General features: G+C 66.4%; 21 protein-coding genes. 8 read left to right on the plus strand and 13 right to left on the minus strand.

Translation table 11 applies throughout. The features are described from left to right. Positions 1–124: 124 nt before the first annotated feature. From ABIA70_RS04390 to ABIA70_RS04400, 3 genes are read right to left on the minus strand one after another with little or no spacing between them, the layout of a single operon-like run. On the minus strand, positions 125–1,225 hold the full coding sequence (locus ABIA70_RS04390) for a polyprenyl synthetase family protein (protein ID WP_354146337.1): 1,101 nt from the start codon (positions 1,223–1,225) through the stop codon (positions 125–127). After that, positions 1,222–2,550: a geranylgeranyl reductase family protein gene (locus ABIA70_RS04395; protein ID WP_354146338.1), complete on the minus strand. Its 1,329-nt coding sequence runs from the start codon at positions 2,548–2,550 to the stop codon at positions 1,222–1,224. Before ABIA70_RS04395 ends, ABIA70_RS04390 begins: the two co-directional genes overlap by 4 nt. 4 nt (positions 2,551–2,554) lie before the next feature. Next, positions 2,555–3,331, minus strand: coding sequence for a demethylmenaquinone methyltransferase (locus tag ABIA70_RS04400; protein WP_354146339.1), 777 nt, complete (start codon positions 3,329–3,331; stop codon positions 2,555–2,557). Positions 3,332–3,435: 104 nt separating this feature from the next. Between ABIA70_RS04400 and ABIA70_RS04405 the strand changes: the two genes are divergently transcribed. From ABIA70_RS04405 to ABIA70_RS04420, 4 genes are all read left to right on the plus strand, one after another. Continuing rightward, positions 3,436–4,857 (plus strand): isochorismate synthase, encoded by a 1,422-nt coding sequence (locus ABIA70_RS04405; protein WP_354146340.1) that lies wholly within the window; start codon positions 3,436–3,438, stop codon positions 4,855–4,857. 139 nt (positions 4,858–4,996) lie between these two features. Then, the gene (locus ABIA70_RS04410) at positions 4,997–5,800 is read left to right on the plus strand and encodes an ABC transporter substrate-binding protein (protein WP_354146341.1); all 804 of its coding nucleotides are present in this window, start codon (positions 4,997–4,999) and stop codon (positions 5,798–5,800) included. A 126-nt stretch (positions 5,801–5,926) separates the two neighbouring features. Further along, positions 5,927–6,718: an amino acid ABC transporter permease gene (locus ABIA70_RS04415; protein ID WP_354146342.1), complete on the plus strand. Its 792-nt coding sequence runs from the start codon at positions 5,927–5,929 to the stop codon at positions 6,716–6,718. Positions 6,719–6,729: 11 nt separating this feature from the next. Continuing rightward, a complete protein-coding gene (locus tag ABIA70_RS04420; protein ID WP_354146343.1) occupies positions 6,730–7,533 on the plus strand; it encodes an amino acid ABC transporter ATP-binding protein in 804 nt (267 codons plus the stop codon). Positions 7,534–7,555: 22 nt separating this feature from the next. On the opposite strand, the gene menD is transcribed toward ABIA70_RS04420, so the two are convergent. The 7 genes from menD to ABIA70_RS04455 all read right to left on the minus strand — a co-directional run bounded on the left by menD (position 7,556) and on the right by ABIA70_RS04455 (position 17,061). Then, a complete protein-coding gene (gene menD, locus ABIA70_RS04425; protein ID WP_354146344.1) occupies positions 7,556–9,253 on the minus strand; it encodes a 2-succinyl-5-enolpyruvyl-6-hydroxy-3-cyclohexene-1-carboxylic-acid synthase in 1,698 nt (565 codons plus the stop codon). Positions 9,254–9,431: 178 nt separating this feature from the next. After that, a complete protein-coding gene (locus ABIA70_RS04430; RefSeq protein ID WP_354146345.1) occupies positions 9,432–11,504 on the minus strand; it encodes a PhoX family protein in 2,073 nt (690 codons plus the stop codon). A 226-nt stretch (positions 11,505–11,730) separates the two neighbouring features. After that, a complete protein-coding gene (locus tag ABIA70_RS04435) occupies positions 11,731–12,738 on the minus strand; it encodes an o-succinylbenzoate synthase (RefSeq protein WP_354146346.1) in 1,008 nt (335 codons plus the stop codon). A gap of 61 nt (positions 12,739–12,799) precedes the next feature. Continuing rightward, positions 12,800–13,816 (minus strand): magnesium and cobalt transport protein CorA, encoded by a 1,017-nt coding sequence (locus ABIA70_RS04440; RefSeq protein ID WP_354146347.1) that lies wholly within the window; start codon positions 13,814–13,816, stop codon positions 12,800–12,802. Beyond that, complete coding sequence (locus tag ABIA70_RS04445; RefSeq protein WP_354146348.1) at positions 13,813–14,424, minus strand: GbsR/MarR family transcriptional regulator; 612 nt, start codon at positions 14,422–14,424, stop codon at positions 13,813–13,815. The genes ABIA70_RS04440 and ABIA70_RS04445 overlap by 4 nt, the downstream gene beginning before the upstream one ends. Continuing rightward, the gene (locus ABIA70_RS04450) at positions 14,421–16,043 is read right to left on the minus strand and encodes an ABC transporter permease (protein WP_354146349.1); all 1,623 of its coding nucleotides are present in this window, start codon (positions 16,041–16,043) and stop codon (positions 14,421–14,423) included. The genes ABIA70_RS04445 and ABIA70_RS04450 overlap by 4 nt, the downstream gene beginning before the upstream one ends. A gap of 1 nt (position 16,044) precedes the next feature. Further along, positions 16,045–17,061 (minus strand): ABC transporter ATP-binding protein, encoded by a 1,017-nt coding sequence (locus ABIA70_RS04455; RefSeq protein ID WP_354146350.1) that lies wholly within the window; start codon positions 17,059–17,061, stop codon positions 16,045–16,047. A 92-nt stretch (positions 17,062–17,153) separates the two neighbouring features. Here ABIA70_RS04455 and ABIA70_RS04460 point away from each other — a divergent pair, with 92 nt between their 5' ends. Genes ABIA70_RS04460 through ABIA70_RS04470 form a run of 3 tightly spaced genes read left to right on the plus strand, consistent with a single transcriptional unit; the run spans position 17,154 to position 18,985 of the window. Then, positions 17,154–17,501, plus strand: coding sequence for an ArsR/SmtB family transcription factor (locus ABIA70_RS04460; RefSeq protein WP_354146351.1), 348 nt, complete (start codon positions 17,154–17,156; stop codon positions 17,499–17,501). A 33-nt stretch (positions 17,502–17,534) separates the two neighbouring features. Continuing rightward, positions 17,535–18,041, plus strand: a complete 507-nt coding sequence (locus ABIA70_RS04465; RefSeq protein WP_354146352.1) for an SRPBCC family protein — start codon at positions 17,535–17,537, stop codon at positions 18,039–18,041. Positions 18,042–18,076: 35 nt separating this feature from the next. Next, entirely contained in the window at positions 18,077–18,985 is a 909-nt protein-coding gene (locus tag ABIA70_RS04470) for a phosphatase PAP2 family protein (RefSeq protein ID WP_354146353.1), read from the plus strand. Positions 18,986–19,019: 34 nt separating this feature from the next. On the opposite strand, the gene ABIA70_RS04475 is transcribed toward ABIA70_RS04470, so the two are convergent. Genes ABIA70_RS04475 through ABIA70_RS04485 form a run of 3 tightly spaced genes read right to left on the minus strand, consistent with a single transcriptional unit; the run spans position 19,020 to position 23,151 of the window. Then, on the minus strand, positions 19,020–21,188 hold the full coding sequence (locus ABIA70_RS04475; protein WP_354146354.1) for a KAP family P-loop NTPase fold protein: 2,169 nt from the start codon (positions 21,186–21,188) through the stop codon (positions 19,020–19,022). Positions 21,189–21,248: 60 nt separating this feature from the next. Beyond that, positions 21,249–21,836 carry a hypothetical protein gene (locus tag ABIA70_RS04480; protein ID WP_354146355.1) on the minus strand — a complete coding sequence of 196 codons (588 nt, stop codon included), beginning with the start codon at positions 21,834–21,836 and terminating at the stop codon, positions 21,249–21,251. Between the two features lie 10 nt (positions 21,837–21,846). Beyond that, a complete protein-coding gene (locus ABIA70_RS04485) occupies positions 21,847–23,151 on the minus strand; it encodes a PLL family lectin (RefSeq protein WP_354146356.1) in 1,305 nt (434 codons plus the stop codon). Between the two features lie 156 nt (positions 23,152–23,307). On the opposite strand from ABIA70_RS04485, the gene ABIA70_RS04490 reads away from it, so the two are divergent. Further along, on the plus strand, positions 23,308–23,568 hold the full coding sequence (locus ABIA70_RS04490; RefSeq protein ID WP_354146357.1) for a hypothetical protein: 261 nt from the start codon (positions 23,308–23,310) through the stop codon (positions 23,566–23,568). Positions 23,569–23,578: the final 10 nt, after the last annotated feature.

Below are 23,578 nucleotides of genomic sequence, written 5' to 3' on the forward strand. Positions count from 1 at the left end.
CCCCGGTTCGACGCAACGTATGACTCGTATCGTTGCTGAGAACCCGGGGCTATTCCGTTTAATTCAAGGAAAGGCTGCGAGCGGGAGACCAGGATCAGGGCAGCCAGCGGCCGGAAAGCCAGTATCAGCTGGCGCGGTCCACCACTGCCAGCGCGAAGTTGGACAGCGAATCCTTCACAACACCTTCAGGCAGCGGGGCCAGGGCAGCAATGGCTTCATCGGCCCAGCCGCGGGCAACAACCCAGGACTCGGCGGTTACCGGGTGCTCGCGCAGCCCGGCCACTGCGGAGGCCAGCGCCTCGTCCGAGGTCAGGTCGCCGTCAATGAGCTTCAAAAGTTCGACGGCGGACTGGTCACCGGCAGCGGCATCGCGCCGCAGGAAGAGCACAGGCAGCGTGGGGACGCCTTCGCGGAGGTCGGTGCCCGGGGACTTGCCGGACTTGACCTTGACGCCCGTGACATCGATGACGTCGTCGGCGAGCTGGAAGGCCACGCCCACCTTTTCGCCGTACTCCACGAGCACATTCTCATAGGCCGGGTCGGCGCCGGCAAAAATCGCGCCAAGCTGGCCGGAAGCAGCCACCAGGGAACCGGTCTTGTCCGCGATGACGGAGAGGTAGTGCTCCACCGGGTCCTCGTCCGGGCGCGGGCCTACGGTTTCGTGCAGCTGGCCCAGGCACAGGCGCTCGAAGGTGCGGGCCTGGATGCCCAGGGCGCGCGATCCGAGCTCGGACACGAGGATGGAGGCGCGGGCAAAGATCAGGTCGCCGGTGAGGACGGCAACAGAGTTACCCCAGACTTCGTGCGCCGTGGGAGCGCCGCGGCGGAACGGTGCCGAGTCCATCACGTCATCGTGGTACAGCGTCGCCAGGTGGGTCAGTTCCACCACCACGGCCGCCTGCACAACGGCGGGCAGCGAAGCGTCACCGAGGTGCGCGCACAGCAGCGTCAGCAGCGGACGGATGCGTTTGCCGCCGGCTTCCACCAGGTGGCGCGACGTCGCGTCAGCCAGCGGATCGGAGTTGGCGATGGCCTCGCGCAGCTTCTTCTCCACCCGCGCCAGGTTGTTGGTGATGGCGGGGCCCAGCTCGGCGTCCTCCGCGATCGCCGCAAAGCCCGCGGGCAGCTGGAGCCCCGTAGCTATGGCGGTGGTGTTGAGGCTGGGTTCGGAGTCCGGCAGGCCGTGCCCGGCGTGCGTCCAGCTGTGGTCTGCGGAGTTAGTCACGGGTTAACCCTAACTTTTTGTTGCGGATACCGCTGGTTCGTAGCCGGGGAGGTATTGGATGTGGCCGGAACCAGGGACTCGAGGACCCGGATGGCGCGGTCCTCGAAGCCCTTCGCAGCCGGGTCGGTGAGGTTCGCCAGGAGCCGCACCACAAAGCGCATCAGGACGGGAATCGGCATGCCGGTCCGCAGTGCGAGCTTCATGACCGCCGGCTTTCCGATCAGTGCGGCAAAGGCCCGGCCGAGCGTGAAGTGCGAGCCCCACTGGTCCCGCACATAGTCCGCGTAACCCGAAAGGTGGGCGTCGGCGTCGTGCGTTCCGTTGGAAGCAGAGCGCGAGGAAGCATCGATGATGAACTCGGCCGCGAACCGCGCAGACTCCATGGCATAGGAGATGCCCTCACCGTTGAACGGGGACACCATGCCGCCGGCGTCGCCCAGGAGCATCAGGCCCGGCGAGTAGTGCGGGGTGCGGTTGAAGCCCATGGGAAGGGCGGCGCCGCGGATCTCGCCCACCTGGTTTTCGGGCCTGAAGCCCCACTCGGCGGGCATTGCGGCGGTCCATTCGCGCAGGACCTGCTTGTAGTCGAGCTTGCCGAATTCCTTGGACGAGTTCAGGATGCCCAGGCCCACGTTCGAGGTGCCGTCGCCGACGCCGAACACCCAGCCGTAGCCGGGGAGCAGTTTTCCGTCGCGGCCGGGGAGTTCCAGCCAGCCTTCCATCCAGTCGTCATCGTGGCGTGGCGAGGTGAAGTAGGTGCGCACCGCGACGCCGAGCGGGCGGTCGTCGCGCTTCTGGATGCCGAGCGACACGGCGGTGCGGGTGGAGTTGCCGTCGGCGGCGAGTACGACGTCGGCGCTGAAGTCGCGCGTCTCCCCCGTCTTGCGCCCGGACTCGTCAAGGAGCGCTGCGCGGACTCCGGTCACGCGCCCGTCGTCGGAACGCAGGGCTTCTGTGACGCTGTGCCGCTCGAGAACCACCGCGCCGGCGGCTTGGGCGTGGCGGGCCAGTTCCTCGTCAAAGCCGAGGCGGGTGCGGATCAGGCCGTACTGCGGAAAGTCGGAGACCTCAGGCCAGGGCAGTTCGATGGTCCGGCCGCCGGCGAGGAGGCGCAGGCCCTTGTTCCGGCGCCAGCCCTCCGACTCAGAATGCGGCAGGCCGAGCTTCTGGATTTCGCGGACCGCGCGCGGGGTCAGGCCGTCGCCGCAGACCTTCTCGCGCGGGAAGCTGGTCTTCTCCAGGACCGTCACATCGATGCCGGCCTGGGCAAGGTAATACGCGGCGGTGGACCCAGCCGGCCCGGCGCCGACAATCAGTACCTTCACGCTGTCAGCGGGTGATGTTGCGGCGGAGCTTGGCCACGGGGCCCTTGTGCGCGGCGATGGCGGAGGCTGCCCCGTCCGGGGTTGACTCCAGCGGTTTGGTGGCCCGGTGGATGGCCACGATCCCGCCGGTCAGGTTGCGGTAGGTGACGCTTTCCCAGCCGGATTCCTGCAGCCATGCGGACAGGTTGTCCTGGTCCGGCCAGGCGCGGATGGACTCCGCGAGGTAGACATACGCGTCCGGGTTGGACGCCACCTTCACGGCGATGGCTGGCAGTGCACGCATGAGGTATTCCGTATACATGGTGCGCCAAAGCGGGACCACGGGCTGGGAGAACTCAGCGATGACCAGCTTGCCGCCGGGCCTGGTGACGCGGAGCATCTCTGCGAGGGCCTTCTTAGGCTCGTTGACGTTTCGCAGGCCGAACGAGATGGTGCTCGCGTCAAAGGAATTGTCCGCGAACGGCAGGTTGGTGGCGTCACCGGCCACGAAGTTGATGTCGGGGCGGCGGCGCTTGCCCACTTTGAGCATTCCGAGAGAGAAATCGCAGGCGACCACATCTATGCCGGCATCGGCATATGGTTCGCTGGATGTGCCGGTTCCCGCGGCCAGGTCCAGGACGCGCTGGCCCGGCCTCGCGTCCACGGCTTCCACCACAACCTTGCGCCAGCGGCGGGTCTGTCCCATGGAGAGGACATCGTTGACGACGTCGTATTTAGGTGCGACGTCGTCAAACATCGTGGCTACTTCGTCCGGACGCTTATCCAAGGATGCTCGGTTCACCATGCCATTGTCGCAAATGTTCCGCGCGGCCACGAACCACACGCGGATCTTGGGCTGTGGGCTGAAAGCCCGGTGAAGTTTGTAACGAGTAGTGTTGTCTCATCATGACGAGCACGTTCCGCACCAGCCTCCTGAAGACCCTGACCGTCCCGCTGGATGGAAAAGCATCCCCCGAGGGGCTGCCTCAGTTTCTGGTCCGGGACGACATCCTCTGCTGGACACGCCGCGAAGCCGGGCTGGTGGGCTTCGGCGAGATCGCACGCTTCACCGCCACCGGCCCCGAACGCTTCCTCGAGGCGGACATCTGGTGGCGCCACCTCGTCCTCGAAGCCGACATCGCCGACTCCGTGGAACTTCCCGGCACCGGCCCCGTCGCGTTCGGCTCGTTCGCCTTCTCGAAGAAGTCTCCGTTTGAATCACGGCTGATCGTGCCCGAGATTGTGGTGGGCGTCCGTGACGGCCGGTACTGGCTCACCCAGTTAACGTTCGACGACGGCGAACTCACCCACGAGGGCGCCCTCGCTGCGCTTGACGGCTGGCTCAGCGGCGGCAGCCCTGATGGGAACCTCCCCTTTAGTGACGACCCGACGTCGGCAGTTCCCTCCGGCGGGGACGGCACCTCCCCCGCCGGTTCCGGGAAGGGAGGCGGCGCCGTCGTACGTCCTTCGCCTTTGGCGGCCGGCGCAACCCTGCACACCGGTTCGCTCAGCGAGGAAGACTGGATGGCGGCCGTCGCGGCCGGCGTGGCGGAAATCCGGACCGGGGCGCTGGAGAAACTGGTGCTGGCGCGGGACATCGTGGCCACCCTTCCGGCCGGCGTCAGCGCAGCGAAGGTTTTGCGCGAACTCGCCCTCCGGTACCGCGAATGCTGGACTTACGGTGTGGACGGGCTGGTGGGCGCGACGCCCGAGATGCTCATCCAGGTGGAGGGCCGCACCGCCCAGGCCCGCGTCCTGGCCGGAACCCTTGACCGCCGGGATGCCCACGGCGAGGACGGGATTCCGATGGATTATGCCGAGCGGGTGCTGGCCGGATCCGAGAAACAGCGGCACGAACACGAGATCGCCATCCAGTCGCTCACTTCACAGCTGGCGCCGTTTTCCGAGGCCATGAACGCGCACGACGAGCCCTTTATCCTGGAACTGCCGAACGTGTGGCACCTTGCCTCTGACGTCAAGGCGGAACTGGCCGAAGTTGAAGGCCACGTGCCCACCTGCCTTGCGCTGATCAACGCGCTGCATCCCACCGCCGCCGTCTGCGGGACGCCCACCTTGGTGGCGGGTGCCCTGATCCGCAAGCTGGAGCACCTGGACCGCGGGCCCTACGCCGGACCCGTCGGGTGGCTGGACGCTGCAGGCAACGGCGAGTGGGGCATCGCGCTCCGCGGCGCCGTCATCGAGGACCTGCACACCGTCCGGCTATATGCCGGTTGCGGCATAGTGGACGGATCGCAGCCCGAGGCCGAGCTGGCGGAGACGTGGGCGAAGTTCCGCCCGATGCTGGAATCCCTCGGAATCCGCAGTTAGTTCTCCCGCAGGACTTGATCTTGCCGTGGTTTAGTTATCCAATAGTAAAAATGTGTTTCGTGTGATGCACATCTCACATTCGGCGATACACTATGAACCGATTTAGTACCGCACACTCCTGCAACAAAAGGTAAGAAACATGCAGCTCAAGTCCCTGGCACACGCCAAAATCGCCGCCAAGGCAGCAGCCCTCCTTGCCGCCGGCGCCCTCACCCTCACGGCCTGCGGCGGCGGAAGCTCAACCCCTGCAGCTTCCGAAGGCGGCGTCCAGCTCATCAACGCCGGCAAGCTCACCGTTTGCTCCGACGTCCCCTACGAGCCGTTCGAATTCCAGAAGGACGGCAAGATTGTCGGCTTCGACATGGACATCGCTGCCGAGGTCGCCAAAGACCTCAAGGCTGAACTGAACGTTGTGGACAGCTCCTTCGAAGCGATCGAGACCGGCACCGCGCTGACCCAGTGCGACCTCAGCGTCTCTTCCATCTCCATCACAGACGTCCGTAAAGCGGCCATGGACTTCTCCACCCCGTACATGGATGACGACCTGACCCTCCTGGCCTCCACCGCCTCGGGCATCACCGGCATTGACAGCGCCAAGGGCAAGAAGGTGGGCGTCCAGCAGGCCACCACCGGGGCCAAGTACGCCGCCGACAAGGGCATCGACGCGCAGCAGTTCGAGGACTCCGGCCTTCTGGTCCAGGCAATCCAGGCCGGCACCATCGACGCTGCCCTGGGAAACCAGTCCGTTCTCGCCTATGCCATCAAGGACAAGCCCGAGTGGAAGCGCGTCGAGGACTACGCCACCGGCGAGAAGCTGGGTATCGCCATCAAGAAGGGCAACACGGCCATGGCCGAAAAGGTCAACGCGACCCTCAAGCGGCTCACGGATGACGGCAGCCTGAAGAAGTTCGAAACCACCTGGTTCGGCCAGACGGCCAAGTAGCAAGCACGTCGGCCTCATGCACGCTTGAGGCCTTGCAGCCCTGAGAATTACGCCGCTGGGGCCCCTGACGAGACTGCACTGCAGTCCGTCCGGGGCCTCAGCCACGCAAACGAATGTGAGCATCCCATGGCAATGACCGCACGTCAACGGGCCAGAGTGAGCCTGTATGTCCAGATCGGTATCTTCATTGTGGCCGTGGTCGCGCTGGTCCTGGCCACCGACTGGAAAACCATCGGCAACAGCGTCTTCAACTTCGGCAAGATCGGCCCGATGTTTCCGGACATCTTCCTGGTGGGCCTCAAAAACACCCTGATCTATACCTTCCTCGGCTTCGCGGTGGGCCTCACCGGCGGCCTGCTGCTGGCCCTGATGAAGCTCTCCAGTTTCCCGCTCTACCGCTGGATAGCCACCGGCTACATCGAGTTCTTCCGAGGGATCCCGGCGCTGCTGGTCTTCATCGCCTTCGGTTACGGTGTGCCCCTGGCGTTCGGCGTCCAGTGGAACGTCACCATCATTGTGATGATCTCACTGGGTATGGTGGCTGCGGCATATATCGCCGAGACCCTTCGCGCAGGCCTGCAGGCTGTGCCCAAGGGGCAGCTGGAAGCCGCACGGTCGCTGGGCATGCCTCAGTGGCGGGCCATGGTGTCCATCGTGATCCCGCAGGCGTTCAAGATCGTTTTGCCGCCGCTGACCAACGAGGTCATCCTGCTGACCAAGGACTCCTCGCTGATCTACGTGCTGGGCCTGACCGCCTCGCAGTACGAGCTCACCAAGTTCGGCCGCGACGGCATCTCCAGCCTGGGCGCCGGACTGACGCCGCTCCTGGTCGCAGGTGCCTTCTACCTGGTCATCACCATCCCGCTGAGCCTCCTGGCCCGGAAGTTCGAAAGCCGCTCCGCGCGGACCAAGCGATAGGCAGGGAAGCCATGAACGACGTCGTAAATTCCTCCGCCGGCAACACCGGCACCCTTCACGCGGCGGGTGTGTCCATTAAGGACCTCCGCAAGTCGTACGGCAGCAACGAGGTCCTCAAGGGCATCAGCCTGGACGTGGCGCCCGGCGAGGTGGTGTGCCTGATCGGCCCGTCGGGTTCCGGCAAGTCCACCCTGCTGCGCTGCGTCAACCTGCTCGAGCAGCCCAACGAAGGCGCCATCCAGGTGGGCGGCTTCGAGGCCACCGATCCGGATGTGGACATCGACAAGATGCGCCGCAAGGTGGGCATGGTGTTCCAGCAGTTCAACCTGTTCCCGCACCTGAATGCCAAACGCAATTGCTCGATCGCCCAGACCAAGGTCCTGAGGCGGTCCCAGGAAGAGGCCGACAAAGTCTCACTGCACAACCTGGAGCGGGTTGGCCTGGGCCACCTCGCTGACCGTTTCCCGGACGAGCTTTCCGGCGGACAGCAGCAGCGCGTGGCCATCGCCCGTGCCCTGAGCATGGACCCCGAACTGATGCTCTTCGATGAGCCCACCTCCGCACTGGACCCCGAGACCGTGGGCGACGTCCTCTCGGTCATGCGGAACCTGGCCAAGGAGGGCATGACCATGCTGGTGGTCACCCACGAGATGGGCTTCGCCCGCGAAGTGGCCGACCGCGTGGTCTTCATGGACGGCGGCGTGGTGGTTGAAGAGGGTGTGGCCGAGCAGGTCATTTCCGCACCCACCCAGGCCCGCACCAAGGAATTCCTGCGCCGCGTCCTGGATCCGACGCACATCGAGATCGAAGAGTAGGCCGCCGCCTTTCGACGCGCTGCTAGCCCGCCAGGACTCCGTTGACGGCGGCGGCCACGGCTTTGTTGATCCGGGCATGGAGGGCGCGGAGGTCGGTGCGGTCCGTGCGGACTTCGATGATGCTGCGGCCCGTCACGGGTGCGGTGAGCGCTTCGGCGAGTCCCGCCGTCGTGCTGACTGAGCAGTGCCCGACGCCGTATGCCGCCGCCAGTGCCGCGATGTCCACTGTGTGGGGGGTGCTGAAGAGCCGTTCGACCGTGTCCGCATAACGTCCGGATTCCTCTACGGCACCGTGCTCGAGGAGGCTGAAGATGGCGCCGCCGGAATCGTTGAGCACCACAATCCGGAGTTGCGGCTGGTCCTCGCCGGAGCCCAGGAGGAGGCCGCCGGCGTCGTGCAGGAAGGTGACGTCGCCCAGCATGAGGGTGGTTTCCTGCCGGCCGCCGAGTGCGAGGCCGGTGGCGGTGGAGATGGTTCCGTCGATCCCGGCAAGGCCGCGGTTGGCGTAGACGGTGGCGGCGGGCGCGGCTGCGGGAAGGCCGGCCAGGTCGACGTCGCGGATGCCGTTCGAGGATCCGAGCATCAGCTGGCCGCCGGCGTGCTTCCAGACCAGCGAACCGACTGCGGGGCCGGTCGCATCGACTTCCGCGGCGAGGACCCCGTCGAGTGCGTGCTGCGCGGCAGAGCCGGCCAGCAGCCAAGTGTCCAGCCAGGCGGACGGTCCGCGGCCAGCGAACTCGGCGAGATCGGCAAGGTTTTCCAGCGGCAACTCGGTCCGCCTGCCCTGCTCGTACCAGGCCACCGGGACGGGCTGATACAGGGCGGACGGGACGTCGGCGCGCTCCAAAAGGGCGGAAACCGGCCGGGACAGCGTGGGCCGGCCGAAGATGACCACCCGCTCGATGGGCATCGCCGAATCAGGGCCGAAGTGCTGGAGCAGGAGGCGGTAGGGCCCCACCGCGTTGGGCCCGAAGCGCGCGTTCGACGACGGTTCGGCCAGCAGCGGCAGGCCGTGGGCGCGCGCGAACGCCTCGGCGACCGGCCCGGCGTCGTGCCCTGCCAGCACCACGGTGCGCCGTTCCTCCAAGGTGGCGGCAGTGGGCTGCAGGTCCGTGGTGAGGGGGTCGGTGCCGATGCGGAACCTCGGACGGGCGGCCGCCGTCGGAAGCCCCTCCCCCGGTGCCGGGACCAGCGGGTCGCGGAACGCGAGGTTGAGCTGGACAGGTCCGGGAGCGAGGTCGGAGAAGGCGCCGGTGGCTGCGGACAGCGCGGTTTCCACGGCGCGGACCGGGTCGCTGCCGGCAGGAACGTCGGTTGCGAAGCGCACGTGCTCGCCAAACAGGTCCAGCTGGACGGTGGTCTGGTTGGCGCCGGTCCCCAGCAGCTCCTCGGGCCGGTCAGCTGACAGGATCACCAGCGGGACGGCGGCGTGGTTTGCCTCCATGACCGCGGGCATCAGATTCCCGACGGCGGTGCCGGACGTGGTGAGGACGGCCGCCGGGGAGCCGGTTGAGAGGGCCAGGCCCAGGGCGGTGAAACCTGCGCTGCGCTCGTCGATGCGGACCAGGAGCTCCACCCGGCCGGCAGCTTCGGCCTCTGCCAGGGCGTAGGCCATGGGGGCGGAGCGGGAGCCGGGCGAGACCACCACGTACTGGATACCGCCGTCGGTCAGGGCGTCGACGGCGAGCCTCGCCGCCGCGAGGGAGTTCAGGGAAGTCACCGGTCCAGTCTGCCACCCCGCGACCCTCTGGCACTTCCTGCCGCCTTGAACCAAACGCTCTGGCACTTCCCGTCGCCTTAAACCAAACGCTCTCCCACCGAATGCCCCGAACGGGACAAAAGGTGAGAGAGCGTTGGTCAAAAACCTGCGGGAGGTGAGAGAGCGTTGGTGCGGATCCCTATGCGTCCGTGCGGAACACCTGGATCACGGACGGACGGGGAGCGCGGGCCTGGCCCGCTGCCGGCGTCGCACCTTCCTTCACGTAGTCCGGGAAGTAGGAGCGCTGGGCCGCGAATGAGCCTTCCTCGCCCGGGTGCTGGACGGAGACGAATACGGTGCGCTCTTCGTCGTGCACGATCGGACCGCAGGTTTCGCCTTCACGCGGGACGGCCAGGAACTGCTCCACGTTTCCGCGCTCAGCGCCGTCAAGTGTGACTTTGAACAGGCCGTCAGCCTTGCCGATGCCGGAGGGCGCGCCGTCGGTGGAGATCCACAGGTTTCCGACGGAGTCGAAGGCGAGGTTGTCCGGGCAGGAGATGGGCGAGACCTTGTCCGCCGGGAAGCCCGAGAAGTAGGTGGACTTGTCGACGGCGGGATCTCCACAGACGATGAGCAGGTTCCAGGCAAACGTCGTGGAGTCCTGGCCGCCGACCTCGGTGATTTCGACGATGTGGCCGTCTTTGTTCTTGTTGCGGGGGTTGGTCTCGTCGGCGAAGACGTTGCCCTCGATGCCGCGCTTGCTGTTGTTGGTACACGCGACGTAGACCTTGCCGGTGTGCAGGCTCGGCTGGACGTCTTCGCAGCGGTCCATCTTGGTGGGGCCGACTTTGTCTGCCGCGACGCGGGTGTAGACCAAGACCTCTTCAACGCTCATGTCCTGAATAGCGGACTCGCCGTTGACTACCAGGGGCAGCCACTGACCGGTGCCATCGAACGCGCCGTCCGCCGGAACCTCGCCGGCCTTGAAGTCAGCAGAGTTGCCCGTGAACTTCGCAACATACAGGTCGCCGGCGGAGAGCAGCGTCATGTTGTGTTTGCGGTCGCCCTCTTTGTAGAAGTCCCGTGAGACAAATTTGTAGAGGTAATCGAAGCGCTCGTCGTCGCCGGAGTAGGCCACAACCTTGCCGTTCTCGGCAATGATCACGTTGGCGCCCTCGTGCTTGAAGCGGCCCAGCGAGGAGTGCTTCTTCGGGGTGGAAGTGGGATCGAACGGGTCGACTTCGACGATGTAGCCGAAGCGGTTGGCTTCGTTTTCGTAGCCCGGCTTGCGGGTGTCGAAGCGAGCTTCGTCAATTTCCCACTGGCGCGCGGTGGCTTTGCTGGTGAGGCCGTAGCGCTTGTCGTAATCAGAGGTGCCGGGGGCCACGAAGTAGCCGTTGAAGTTTTCTTCGCCGGAGAGGATGGTGCCCCACGGGGTGGTCCCGCCGGAGCAGTTGCCCAAAGTGCCCTTGATGAAGCGGCCAGCCTTGTCGTCAGCCGTCTTCACCAGCGGCGAACCGGCGACCGGGCCGGTCAGTTCGTAGGTTGTGCTGTTCAGGAAGCGGCGGTTCAGTGCCGCGCCCTTGACGTAGGTCCACGGTTTGGTGGTGTTCTTGCGCTCCAACTCGACGACGGACAGTCCATGCGCGGCCTGTCCCACAGCGCGCATCTGCGCAGCCGGCATCGTGGGAGGGAACATGATTCCCTCGTTGGTGTACTCGTGGTTGGCGAACAGAACGGCGCGGCGGCCCTTGGTGTCAGGGATCTCGATAATGTCCGAGTAGTCGTTGTTGTAGCCGAACTGCTTTTCCTGGGCGGCGGCCGTCTGGTTGTTGATGTCAAAGTCAGGTGTGCCGTTGAAGATGGGGTCACCCCAGCGGATCACGGGCTGCCAGGTGAAACCTTCAGGAACAGTAACAGCGTCAACCCGCTTGTCCACCGGAGCGATCGGCGTGAACTTCAGCTTCGAGGCACCGAAGCCCTCCTTCGCAGCGGGTGCCAGGCCCGGGCCGCCGGCAACTGCCGGTTCCGCGGACGTCACAGCAGAGCCGAGGACGACGGCGAGCGCACCTGCGGCGCCGAAGCCCAGGGCGGCGCGGCGGGACATCGTGGCGGACGCGATGTCGCGGAAGTAGCTGTTTGAGCTGGTGTTGCAGACGTCGCCTGAGCATGCGTTGTCGCATTTCAGGGCACAGGTGACGGCGCTGCGCTTGCCCTTGGTGTGGCCAAGCATGGGCAGCAGGGAGAATTTGCGGGGTGTCGTTTCAGACAAGGGTTGCCTCCAGTATGACGATCGGGTCCCGCCCACCCTGTCAGCCCGTTCCAACGTGGAGCCGTCAGCAAGATGAAATCCCGGTTAATGGCCGGTGACCTGCAGGGATATGCAAGAGCGTTGCTGGAAAAGGCACGGGAAGTGCCAGAGGGTTGGCCGAAAGCGTGCAGGAAGTGCCAGAGCGTCCCGGGGTGAGGGGCGGGGTGAGCGGGGGGCGGGGCTTGGGTTAGGCGGTGGAGCCGAGGAGGGCGTGGACGCGACGGAGGCGGTCCAGCCACCAGTCGCGGCGGTCGGCCGGGGCGGCGTACTGCTCCAGGAGCCCGGCGTCGGCGGCGACGTCGCGGAGGCGGATGGCGCCGTCGTCGGCCACCAGCGGGTCCAGGGTGATGTCCGAGGTGAACAGCGAGACCGTTCCCAGGCCGCACGCATACGGCAGTTCCGGCAGCGCCGCTGCCAGGGCGAGGCCGGCACGGATGCCCACGGAGGTGTCCAGCGCGGAACTCACGACGGCGGGGAGCCCGGCCTGCGCCACGATGTCCAGGGCGCGCCGCACTCCCCCAAGCGGTGCCACCTTGACCACAATGAGATCCGCCGCGCCGGCCCGGGCCACGCGAAGGGGATCGGATTCCTTGCGGACGCTCTCGTCCGCGGCGATCAGCACCGGAGTGCCCGCGGCCCGCAACCGCGAGCGGACCTCGGCCAGGCCGTCAATGGTGGGTACGGGCTGCTCGGCATATTCGAGTCCGACGGCGGCGAGCCGGGTGAGCGCCTCAACGGCGGCGGGCACGTCCCAGCCACCGTTGGCGTCCACGCGGATGGCGGCGTCCGGCAAGGCGGAGCGGACGGCGGCGAGACGGGCGGCGTCGTCGTCGAGGGTCTGGCCCTGCTCGGCCACCTTGACCTTGACGGCGTCCACGCGGCCGAAGCGTGCCAGCACTTCAGGCACCCGCCCGGCAGGGACGGCGGGCACCGTGGCGTTGACGGGAATCACCGGCCGAAGAGGAGGAGGGAAGCCGGACCAGCCGGCCTCGATGGCGGCAGCGAGCCAGCGGGAGGCCTCGGCGTCGCTGTATTCAGGGAACGGGCAGAACTCGCCCCAGCCCAGCGGGCCCCGCAGCAGAAGTGACTCGCGCACCATGATCCCGCGGAATTTCACCCGCATGGGCAGGCTCACCACATGCGCGTTGGCCAGCAGTTCCCCGGCGGGAGGGAGGGCGAAAGGAAGGGCGGGCATGGGTTCACTGTACCGGCGCCCCGGCCAGCGCACGCCGCCCCGGGAAGCCTATGTGGACAACCTAGATCCACTTGTTGTGCTTGAAGGTCAGGTAGAGCGTTACCCCCATGGCCAGCATCAAACCCAGCGCAAAGGGGTAGCCGAAGAGCCAGTTGAGTTCGGGCATGTCGTGGAAGTTCATCCCGTAGATGGAGGCCACCAGCGTGGGCGCGAAGAGGATGGCGGCCCAGGAGGAAATGCGTTTGACCTGTTCGTTCTGGGAGAAGCTGGATTCGGTGAGCTTGCGCATTTCGTCGTTCTGCCGCTGGGCCACAAGGGCTGCGTTGACGGCCAGGGCGTTCTGCAGCAGTGCACGGAAGGAGGCCACCCGTTCATTCAGCCGGATGGCGTGGTCCAGGACGTCACGGAGGTGGTCCCGCAGTTCGTCGGCCGGCGGGCGCCCGGGGGTCCCGGTGAGCAGTCCCTGCAGGATGGGGACGAGCGGACCGGTGGCACGCTGGAATGTGATGACCTGGCGGGAGAGCTCGTAGATCCGGCGGGACACGTCCGGATCGGCGCCGAAGAGGTCGTCCTCGATCTCGTCAACATCGTTCTCCAGGCCGGCGGCAACGGGTTCGTACTCGTCCACCACCTGGTCCAGGATGGCGTACAGCACCGCGTCCGGCCCGAGTGCCAGGAACTCGGGCATGGCTTCCATCCGGCGGCGGACCCGGGCCAGGTCCGGTGATTCGGCATGCCGGACAGTCACCACGTAGTCAGGCCCCACAAAGACGTGGATCTCGCCGAAGTCCACTTTCTCGACGTCGTCCAGGTAGCGGGCGGGCCGCAGCACCACGAAGACGCACTCGCCGTAGTGCTCCAGTTTGGCTCGCTGGTGGCCGGTCAGGGCGTCCTCGACGGCGAGCGCGTTGAGGTCGAACTCCTCGGCGACGGACCGCAGTTCGCCGGCGTCCGGGCGGTACAGGCCGATCCATGCCATCCCTTCGCGCTGGCGAAGGACGAAGTATGTCTCGTCCAGGCTTTCCGGGTCCTCTGTCCGAAGCCCGTCGACATAAACGGCGTTGTCGATGATGGTCATGGCCTTCCTCCTTGGGACATGGCCCCTGCTGATTCGCTGTCTCGCTGGCGTTCCCAGTCATCGAGGAGGGCGGGAACCCGGGCGTGCAGGAAGCGGTAGAAGCGGCCCATTTCCGATACCCGGGCGCCCGCGGCCGATCCCGCGGGCAGCGCTTCGGCAATCGCATCGGTCAGCACGGCAAGGCTCTGATAGATGGGGCTCTTGCGCATCGTGGCGATGTACCAGGCGTCGTCGTGGAGGGCGTACAGATCCCGGCGGCTGCCCGGCTGCGAGACCCGCTGCACGAACCCGACTGTCTGCAGATACCGCACGGCCCCCGACACCGCGGCCGCGCTCACGCCCAGCCGGTCCGCAAGCTCGGCGGCGGTGAGGCTCCCGTCCTCGGACGAGACCAGGGCCATCAGGGCACGGGCGGGCATCTTGGGGAAGCCCGCCGCCGCGAAGCCTGCCGCCGCCTTTTCGGCAGCCGCGTTGACGTCCGTTTTGTTGACCCCGGCGTTGACCCCAGCCGCGTTGACGTCCGTTTCGTTGACCCCGGCGTTGACCCCAGCCGCATTGACCCCGGCGTTGGCCTCAGCCGCGTTAACCCCGGCCTCGCCGGCCCTCACGCCGTCCCCGTTTCCCGCCGCCGCATGCCAATGACGGCCGCGGCACCGGCAACCACCGCGATCGCGAGCATCCACCACGCGCCGCTCCAGTCCGTCGTCGAACCGCTGGGAACGGGGGTGTGGGTGAATGGCGAGAGGTCCCGGATGGACTGGTCCAGGCCGATCATTCCGCCGAAAATACCCGTCACCACGCCAGCCCCCAGCAGCGCCCACCCCGCCGCGATGGTGGCCGAGGGCCACAGCACAAACACCAGGGCGGGGATGGCGAGGTAGATCAGGGCCGCGGGAAGCTGGGCCACGGCGGTCTCCCACACAGCCTGCGCGCTGACGGACGTGTCGGCCGAGCCGGCCAGGGACGCCCAGGTTCCGAACGCCGTCAGGAACATCACCAGCAGCACCGACGCCGTGCCCAGCAGCAGGTAGCTGACCAGCCAGTGCATCCGGCTGATGGGGGCCGCGAGCAGGAGTTCGGCGGTGCCGGCTGCCTCTTCCTGGCGCAGCCGGATGACGGCCTGCAGCCCGCAGGCGGCCGCCAGTATCCCGGCGATTGAGAACATCGCCGAAATCATCAGCTGTGTCAGGGACACGCCCTGGGACTGGAGCATGGCACGCAGCGCGGCAGTGATATTGCCGCCGACATTGTCCGCGGCCGCGATCGCGCTGCTGAGCGAGCCGGCCAGGAGCCCCAGGGCCAGCCCCCCGATGCACCAGCCGATGATCGAACCGGTCTGCAGCCGCAGGGCCAGCGCGGTGGGGCTGCTCAGCCCTGGGCGCGCCGCGGCCCGGCCCGGAAGCGCCCCCCACACGCTCGCGCCGCTGTCCCGCCGGTTCAGGATCAGCCAGGCAGCGGCCCCGCAGACGGCGGCGAGCGCCAGTGGCAGCAGCAACGGCCACCACCTCTCGCCCGTGAAGGCAAATGTCTGCTGGCCCCAGCCGATCGGGGAGAACCAGCTTGCCGCGCCCGCGGTCATGACGGTCCCGTCGGCGCTGGGCGTACCCGTGGCGTCCCCGATGCCGCGCAGGATGTAGGCCAGGACAACCAGCGCCGAGGAGAAGCCGTTTGCGCCGCGGGAGGTTCCCATCAGCTGGGCCACCAGGAGGCCGACGCCCAGGAAGGCCAGGCCGACCGCGCCCGTTGCGGCCCCGGCCACCAGGGCACCGGCGGCGTCCAGCCCGGCGGCTGAAAAGCCCGCAAAGACGGACAGCGCCACCAGCACATTGGCGGTGGTGCCGTGCAGGATGGTGGCGGCTGCCGGGATCAGGCGGCCGGCCGGGGTTGAGGCGACCAGCTCGGCGCTTCCGCTTTCCTCGTCGGCCCGCGAGTGGCGGACGGCGAGGAAGGTGCTCATCAGGCCGGCCAGCAGGGCAAGGAAGGAGTAGATCTGGAAGAACGTGAAAGCTCCCAGGCTTGCGCCCCGGGCCAGGCCGCGGAGCATCAGGATGGCAGGGGTGGCGATGGCGACCTGCAGGATCTGTGCGCGGTCCGCCTCATTGCCGTAGGTCTGATGGATTGCTGTTGCGGAGAACAGCGCCATGGCGCCGATGCCGAGCACCCAGATGGCGAGCTGCCAGCGGTCGCGCCGCAGGCGCTGGCCCCACAGGATCCGGAGTTCGCCCATCTCAGCCGCGTCCCCTCGCGCCGAGCAGGTGCCGGCGCCGGGTGTGCTCCCGGGCGTGCTCCCCGGCGGCCTCCCCTTCAGCGGTCCCCGCGGCCACATCCCCGCCGGCCCGCACCGACGTGTCGCCGTAATGGCGCAGGAACAGCTCCTCGAGGGACGGCGGCGTGATGATCAGTCCCTGGACGCCGAGGACGCCAAGGACCGGAAGCACCTCAGCGATCCGGTCCGAGTCGGCACCGAACCTGACCCTGCCGCCGTCGGCCGTCAGGTCATGGACGGCACCCAGCTCGCCCAGGGCACGGGTGTCCACTCCGTCGGCGGCGAAGGAGACCTCGCTGCGGGTGAGGTGGCGCAGCGAGTCCAGGGTCCCGCCGTCCACCACCCTGCCGGCGCGGATGATGCTCACTCGGTGGCAGAGCACCTCCACCTCGGAGAGGATGTGGCTGGAGAGCAGGACCGTGGCCCCGCGTTCGACGGCGGCGAGCACCTCGCGCCGGAAGACCGCCTCCATGAGCGGGTCAAGGCCGGACGTGGGCTCGTCGAGGAGGTACAGCTCGGCGTCGGTGGCGAGGGCGGCGATCAGTGCCACCTTCTGCCGGTTGCCCTTCGAATAGGCGCGGCCTTTCTTGCCCGGGTCGAAGTCGAAGGCCTCACAGAGGTATGCCTTGCGCTGCTGGTACGCCGCGTCGTTGGAGGCGCCCCCGCGCAGGCGCGAGAGGAGGTCGATGGTTTCGCCGCCGGAAAGGTTGGGCCAGAGCCGGACATCGCCGGGGACGTAGGCCAGGCGGCGGTGCAGTTCCACGGACCGGTTCCAGGGGTCCAGCCCCAGGACTGTGGCGGAGCCGGAGGTGGCCCTGGCCAGGCCCAGCAGGACGCGGAGCGTGGTGGACTTGCCGGCGCCGTTGGGTCCAAGGAACCCGTGGATCTCGCCCCGCCGGACGTCGAGGTTGAGTCCGTCGAGGGCGCGGACCCTGCCGAAGTGCTTGTGCAAATCAACGGTCTGGATGATGGTTTCCATATTTCGAACACTACTCAGATTCACGGTTTTGTGAAGGTTCAAAAGACCCCCAATCCTTCCAATGCATATCAATATGGGTATACAATTTGGGCATGGCAAGGGCAGCGACAACGGCAGATGCATTCAATGCGGTGGCTGAGCCGCGCCGCCGGGAAATCCTGGACGCCCTCACGCAGGGTGAGCGCCCGGTGAACGATCTCGTGGAGCTCCTCGGCCTGGCCCAGCCGCACGTGTCGCGGCACCTCCGGGTGCTCCGCGAGGTGGGCGCCGTGGACGTGCGCGGCGAGGGCAGGCAGCGGCTCTACCGGCTGAATCCGCAGGCCCTCAAGCCCATCCATGACTGGGTTGCCAGCTACCGGCACCTCTGGGAGGAACGGTTTGAGCTCCTCGAGGACGTGCTGGAGGACCTCAAGGATGAAGAGAACCAGCAGGACACATAAGTCCAGCAGCACACATAGGTAAGGAGCAGGGCAATGGCACAGACAAGCAGCGGCACCATGGAAGTCACCTTCCCCAGCGACCAGGAAATCCTGATCACCCGGACCGTCAACGCGCCGCGGCACCTGGTGTACCGGGCCTGGACCACGCCGGAGCTCGTCAGGAAATGGTGGGCCGGACGCCGCGGCGAGATGACGGTGGCGGACATGGACTTCCGGGTGGGCGGGGCGTGGCGGTATGTCATGGTGGCGCACGGCGAATTCGAGGTCGCGTTCCACGGCAGGTACCGGGAGATCGTGCCCAATGAGCGGATCGTCAACACCGAGGTCATGGAAACGCCGGACGCAGGCCCGGACAGTGAGGACGGCGGCGTGGTCAACACCGTCACCTTTGACGAGGCCGACGGCGGCGGCACCACCGTGCGGATCCGCACCGATGCGGGAAGCAGGGAAGTCCGGGACATGATTGCGCAGTCCGGCATGGAAGGCGGCGTGCGCGAACAGTTCGAAATCATCGAGGAGCTGGCCGCGTCGCTCACGTGAAGCCGGGTCCAAGGTTTCTGTGACACCCTTAACCGATGACCTTTTCACGACAGGCCCCGGCCCGGAACCGGATGCGCCCCGCCCCGGGCTCCGGCTTCATGTTCGCCTTCGCCACGCTGGCCTGCATCGTGGGACTGATCGCCACGTACTACTACTTCGTCCAGACCACCACGGGCCAGTTCATCGACGAGTCCGCGCTGGTTGAAGCCGTGGACATCCACGGGCCGGCGGGCAAGGCGGCCACCGAATTCCTCGACTGGCTGCCCACCATCTCACTGGTGGTGGCCGCCGTCGTGGTCCTGTTTGTCACCGTGATCCGGCGCCGCTGGACGGCGGCGGGGATCGCGGTGGCGGCCTGCGTCGGCGCCAATATAGCCACGCAGATCCTGAAGGACGTGCTGCCGGCCCGCCCGGACAAAGGCGTGGTGACCCTGGAACTGAACTCGCTGCCGTCCGGGCACACCACCCTGGCAGCGTCGGCGGCGGCTGCGGTGTTCCTGATGTCCTCGCCGCGCTGGCGTCCGATGGCCGGGTTTGTGGGCGGAACGTTCGCAATCGCGTCCGGAGTTTCCACGCTGATCAACCAGTGGCACCGCCCGGCCGACGTCGTCGCCGCCTTCCTGCTGGTGGGCGCCTTTATGATCCCCGCGGGCTGGCTGATCATCCGCACCGGCGGGGTATGGAACGTGTGGGAAGGCTTCGGCAGGCACATCGGGTCGGCCAGGATCTGGCTGACTTTGCCGGTGGCCATCGGGCTCGCGTCCGCGGCGGTGGCCGTGTATTCGCTGGCCAAGATCGCGCCGGGTCCTGCCCAGGAGGGCAGCACCACCAACTACTTCTGGGCCGGGATCTCGCTCATTGTGATCGCCGGATACCTTGCCACCGTGGCCACAACATCACTGTTTGCCTACGCCGCCCGGCGGCCGGACGCGCCAGGGCGCTGACAGCAGCGGTGCCCGGGGGTGCAGTCGGCATAACTCAGGGTCGTGAGGCAGCCCGCCCGGTACAGTCACGGATGTCGTTCGAAGTGAGCGGTCCCAGCCCGGGATCTGCAATGACCGCTTTCACCTCAGCAGACCCCAGAAGGTCCTGTATCGGTTTCGGTGGTTTTAGTGCGGTGCTCCCTTTGAGGCTGATGTCGTCGGGGTGAGCCCTGAGATGGTCGGCAAGCAAGGGCCAACGGATTTCCAGGACCGCCCAAAGGGCGAGGGACCTGATTGGAATGCTGGTCAAGCCCTCAAGGATGCGTAAGGAACGCAGTACGTTGTAAGTGTTCACGAACAGCTTGATGCTCCGCGGGTTCGGTTCCAAAAACCTGCCGTAGGGTGCGAGCGCGTGGCGGGTGCTCTCCTGGATTAGCGACTCGGAAAACCTGACCGCGGCTGTTCCGAGCACTTCCAGGCGCAGTGCGGCGTCAGTTAGCTGGTTGGCGCCCGCGGCCGCCCTGGAGATGTCCTCTCCCGTCGCTGCGTCGCGAACCCGGGACAGGACCTCTGCCTTCAGGTTCTCCTGCCCCTCAGCGGTTGCATCGCTGCCGGGCTGGAGTTTCAGCAACGACTCATAGAAGGCCTGTTTGGTTGCCTCGGATATTGAGGGGAGGCGCACCTGGAGCTGGAAGATCTTCTCAAGGAACTGGTAGCCGAGCGGCCGGCCAAGCACTTCGGCGGGTCTGGCGGAGTTGTAGTGGGCCTCGTAACTGGTTCGGATCCAATGGCCGTCAGCAGCGACGAACGCATAAGGTCCCGGAGGTGGAGCCTTGGAAGCCGGGCCGGCCACTGTCTGGCGCGCATCGCGGACCAGGGTCTGGATGACGCTGAGGAAATCCACAATGTACTCGGGCTCGCAGCGGTCAAGGTCGTCGATGAGAAACACCGCCGATTTTTTCGTGCGCCCCAAAGTCCTGCCGAAGAGCCGCCTCACCTCCACCATGGGGTTGGTCGCAGCCGAAACAAAGTCCTTCGCCGGGCGGTGCGAGTCCGGGAGCAGGAACCGGTAAGCCGCGGACAGGCCCGCCACTCCCAGCACCAGGAGGGAAGCGATCTTCCCTATCGAATCAGCCATCTCCGCCCCCGCTTTAAGGTCGAGATTCGCCAGCAGCGTGAGTCCGAAGAGTCCCACGGTCAGCACAGCAACGGCGGAAAGAAAAGGAACCAAGCGGGTTTGGATGACATGCGCGCGGCTCGTTGCCTTCGCGCGGACCCACGCCAGGGCTGTCCAATGGGAGAGGCGGATCGCGTCTTTCTCCACTGCCTCACGGAGGGCGTTGTGCAAGGTCCACCACTGGAGCCCCACCTTCTGCTCGCGCCAGGCGTTGATTTCAATGATCAGGAAATCGTCGGTGGCCTCGAGCTGTTTCCTGAGGAACCTGAACAGAGTGCTCTTGCCCGACCCCCACGGACCATCGATGTGGACCATGAAAGACTCGCCCTTCGGTGATGTCCCGGTGCGCATTTCCCTGAGCTCCCTGAGCTTCATCGCCAGCGTTGTGGCCAGATAATCGCGTCCCAGCATGTCCTTTTCAGCAAGACCGTCGTGCACCCAGCCGGTCTTGTCGGAGACTTCCGGCTCCGGGCGGGGGCCAGTGGCCTCAGAATCAGAGCCCTTGGCCTGCTTCGGGCCAGGGCCCGCGACCTTCGGCCCGAAGGGGTTGATTGCCCCTATTCCTTCCAGGGCGGCAAATGCGGCCTGGTAGTCGATCCCCAGCTTTTCGAGGCGCCGCGGGAGCGCGCCCCCGGACTGGTTTTGTGCGGAAAATACGATGGCCCAGGACAGGCTGGGGGTTCCGACGTCGGAATCAGGAGCAAGTTGGTTCAGGTAGTCAACCACGGCCCGGGCGAGTTCAGGCTCGGGCTCAGCATCTTCCCGTGCAGGCAGCTTTCCGGCCTCGTCAATGGCGAGGATGCCGGCGAGGTCGGCGCGGTTCACCCCACTCCGGGTGAGGGCGGCATTAACCGCTGTGTCGACCGTCATGAGCGCCCAGAGAAGGGTGGACCTGGTGACCCCCGTCCGGGTACTCTCATCGGCGAACTGCCGACCCCGTTGGGCAGCGGCCGCCAGCCGCGTGGCGTCTGTGATGCCAGGTGAGGGCCGGTGGCCGGCCTCGATGATGAGTTCCGTCAGTGAGCGGGGGACTCGCGTCTCCGGCATTTTTTCGGCGATTACGCATCCCTCCAATATGCTCTCGGCGGGTTACCGGTCAGCCGCCTGTCAGTGCCTCTCACCGGGCATCAGCCCAGTACCCTGCGCATCACCCCCGGATGCCTGCGGTTTTTCGCCGGGCATCAACCCTGCGGCCGGCTTCTCCTGGGGCATCATGGATTGCCCCTCCCCCGGCATCCGGGCCGCGGTGCCTTCCCCCTCCGGGGCCTCCGCAACGGCTTCGCTGCCTGCGCCTGCCGCCCGGCCGGGCTGGGATTCAAGCTTCGCAGAGAGCTCCGGTGGCGCATCGGCGGGAACCGAGGAGAGAGCCACTTTGCGGACCCCCTCGTCGCTGTCGTCAACCAGGTCCATCAGTACCTCAGCCGCAGAATCAGTGGGAAGGTTGGTGGCAGCCGCCGCGGCTGCCACGCGTACACTCGCCGTTTCACTGTGGGCTGCGGCCGCCACAACGTCCTTCCCTTGGTCGCCTTCGAGGAGGCTGGCGGCGTAGGCGGCCTTGGCGGCCAGCATCGGGTCATTCCCCATAACCAAAGTCTTCAGGTGCGGGAGTGCGTCGGGGCCCAGGGACGCGGCTTTGTCGTAATTCGGCTCGTCAGGTTCAAGGACCTCGAGCACGGCCTCCATCGTTACGCTCATGATTAGCTCCTTATAGATCCTGGGTGAAGGCGCTGTTGATCATGGTAGTCACCTCGGTGTTGACCAGATCCGGTGGCGGATTGGTGATGTTGCCGGTGCCGTTTCCTGTCATCAGCCTGTCGTTGTCATTGACGTGCCGCAGATCGAGGACATGCCCCACTTCATGCCCGAGCGTCCATTGTGTGGCGCCCTGAGCCACCACTGCACCCGGACGGCCCGGGGGGTGGGCGGCACAGCCGTTGAACGGGGGAACGGTCGATCGGACGAAGTACACGACGACGTCGTTGTTGCCTGCGTTGTTGCGGTTGGCAAAGAGCTGGTTCTGCTCCGCAGTCGTCGCCCCCATAACGCAGCTCCCGACGTCGATGTCGTTGAGGGCGGGCAGGTTCAGGTTTTCAGTGGACACCAGTTCCACGCCGATTCCCGCCGTTGCGTACACGTCCCGCATCCGCTGAACGGCAGTGTTAACGGCAACGGAGGGGGCGGTCAGGACTTTTGCGTGGAGGCGCACGGTGGGGCGGAGCGACCACCACCTGTGCCACATGGCGCTGTCGGTTCCGGCTCCAAAGATGTCGATCCGGTTTGGTCCCCAGGACACCGCCCCAGCTTCGGTCGTCAGGACACCACCCAGCGATTCCCAACCAGACCAGCCGTTCTGGAACCACTTATGCCACAACGCCGAGTCAGTGCCGACAGCAAACACATCCAGCCGCCCCGGGGCCCAGCTGGAAACAGTCGGGGCGGACGTGAGCACACCGCCCAGGGACTCCCACCCGGACCACCCGTTCTGGAACCACTTGTGCCACAGTGCCGAGTCGGTGCCGACGGCGAAAACATCGATCCGCCCGTTGCCCCATGAGACGGCGGCCGGGGCGGACGTGAGCACACCGCCCAGGGACTCCCACCCGGACCACCCGTTCTGGAACCACTTATGCCACAGCGCCGAATCCGTGCCGCGCACAAAGACGTCAAGGCGTCCGGCCGACCAGCTGGAAACCGACGGGGCGCACGTGAGCACACCGCCCAGGGACTCCCATCCGGACCACCCGTTCTGGAACCACTTATGCCACAGCGCCGAATCCGTGCCGCGCACAAACACATCGATCCGCCCGTCGCTCCACGAGACCGCCCCGGGAGAACTGGTCAGCACGCCACCCAGGGACTCCCAACCGGACCACCCGTTCTGGAACCACTTATGCCATAGAGCCGAGTCAGTCCCGCGGACGAAAGTGTCCAGCCGGCCCGTGGACCACGACGATACGCTGGGGCCCGATGTCAGGACGCCGCCCATGCTCTCCCAACCAAACCAAGTCATCGAATGTCTCCTCGCCAGCAGGCCGCCCGGGGGCGGCCGGTTCCGCTTCCACAGGAAAGTAAAGCCGCAGGGGCGTTACTGCCGCGTTATCGGCATTGGGTGCTTGAAAATACGGGCCGTCTGAGTCACTTTGAGCAGTAACGCCGCCGTAAGGCCGTGCCTAAAAAGACGGTGAACTGGATGATCAGCATCTGTGAGCTTGCTGAAGAATGCCCCGTGCGGGTGATGGCTGCTGAGTGGACAAACCTCCTAACGGAGGATGGCATCAAAGATATGGCTGCACTTCGCATGTTCATTCGGCGGCAGGATGCCGGCACCTGCTTTCCGCCTATGGCACGCCGAGCAGAACTCGCCAGTGTGGCTGCCCCCAGAGCCATCGATCTCAAGCGTTGGGCCGGAGTCAATACCTCTTTCTGAAGCCCGGCGA

Source organism: Arthrobacter sp. 754, assembly GCF_040548695.1.
In the GTDB taxonomy this organism is placed as follows: Bacteria; Actinomycetota; Actinomycetes; order Actinomycetales; family Micrococcaceae; genus Arthrobacter.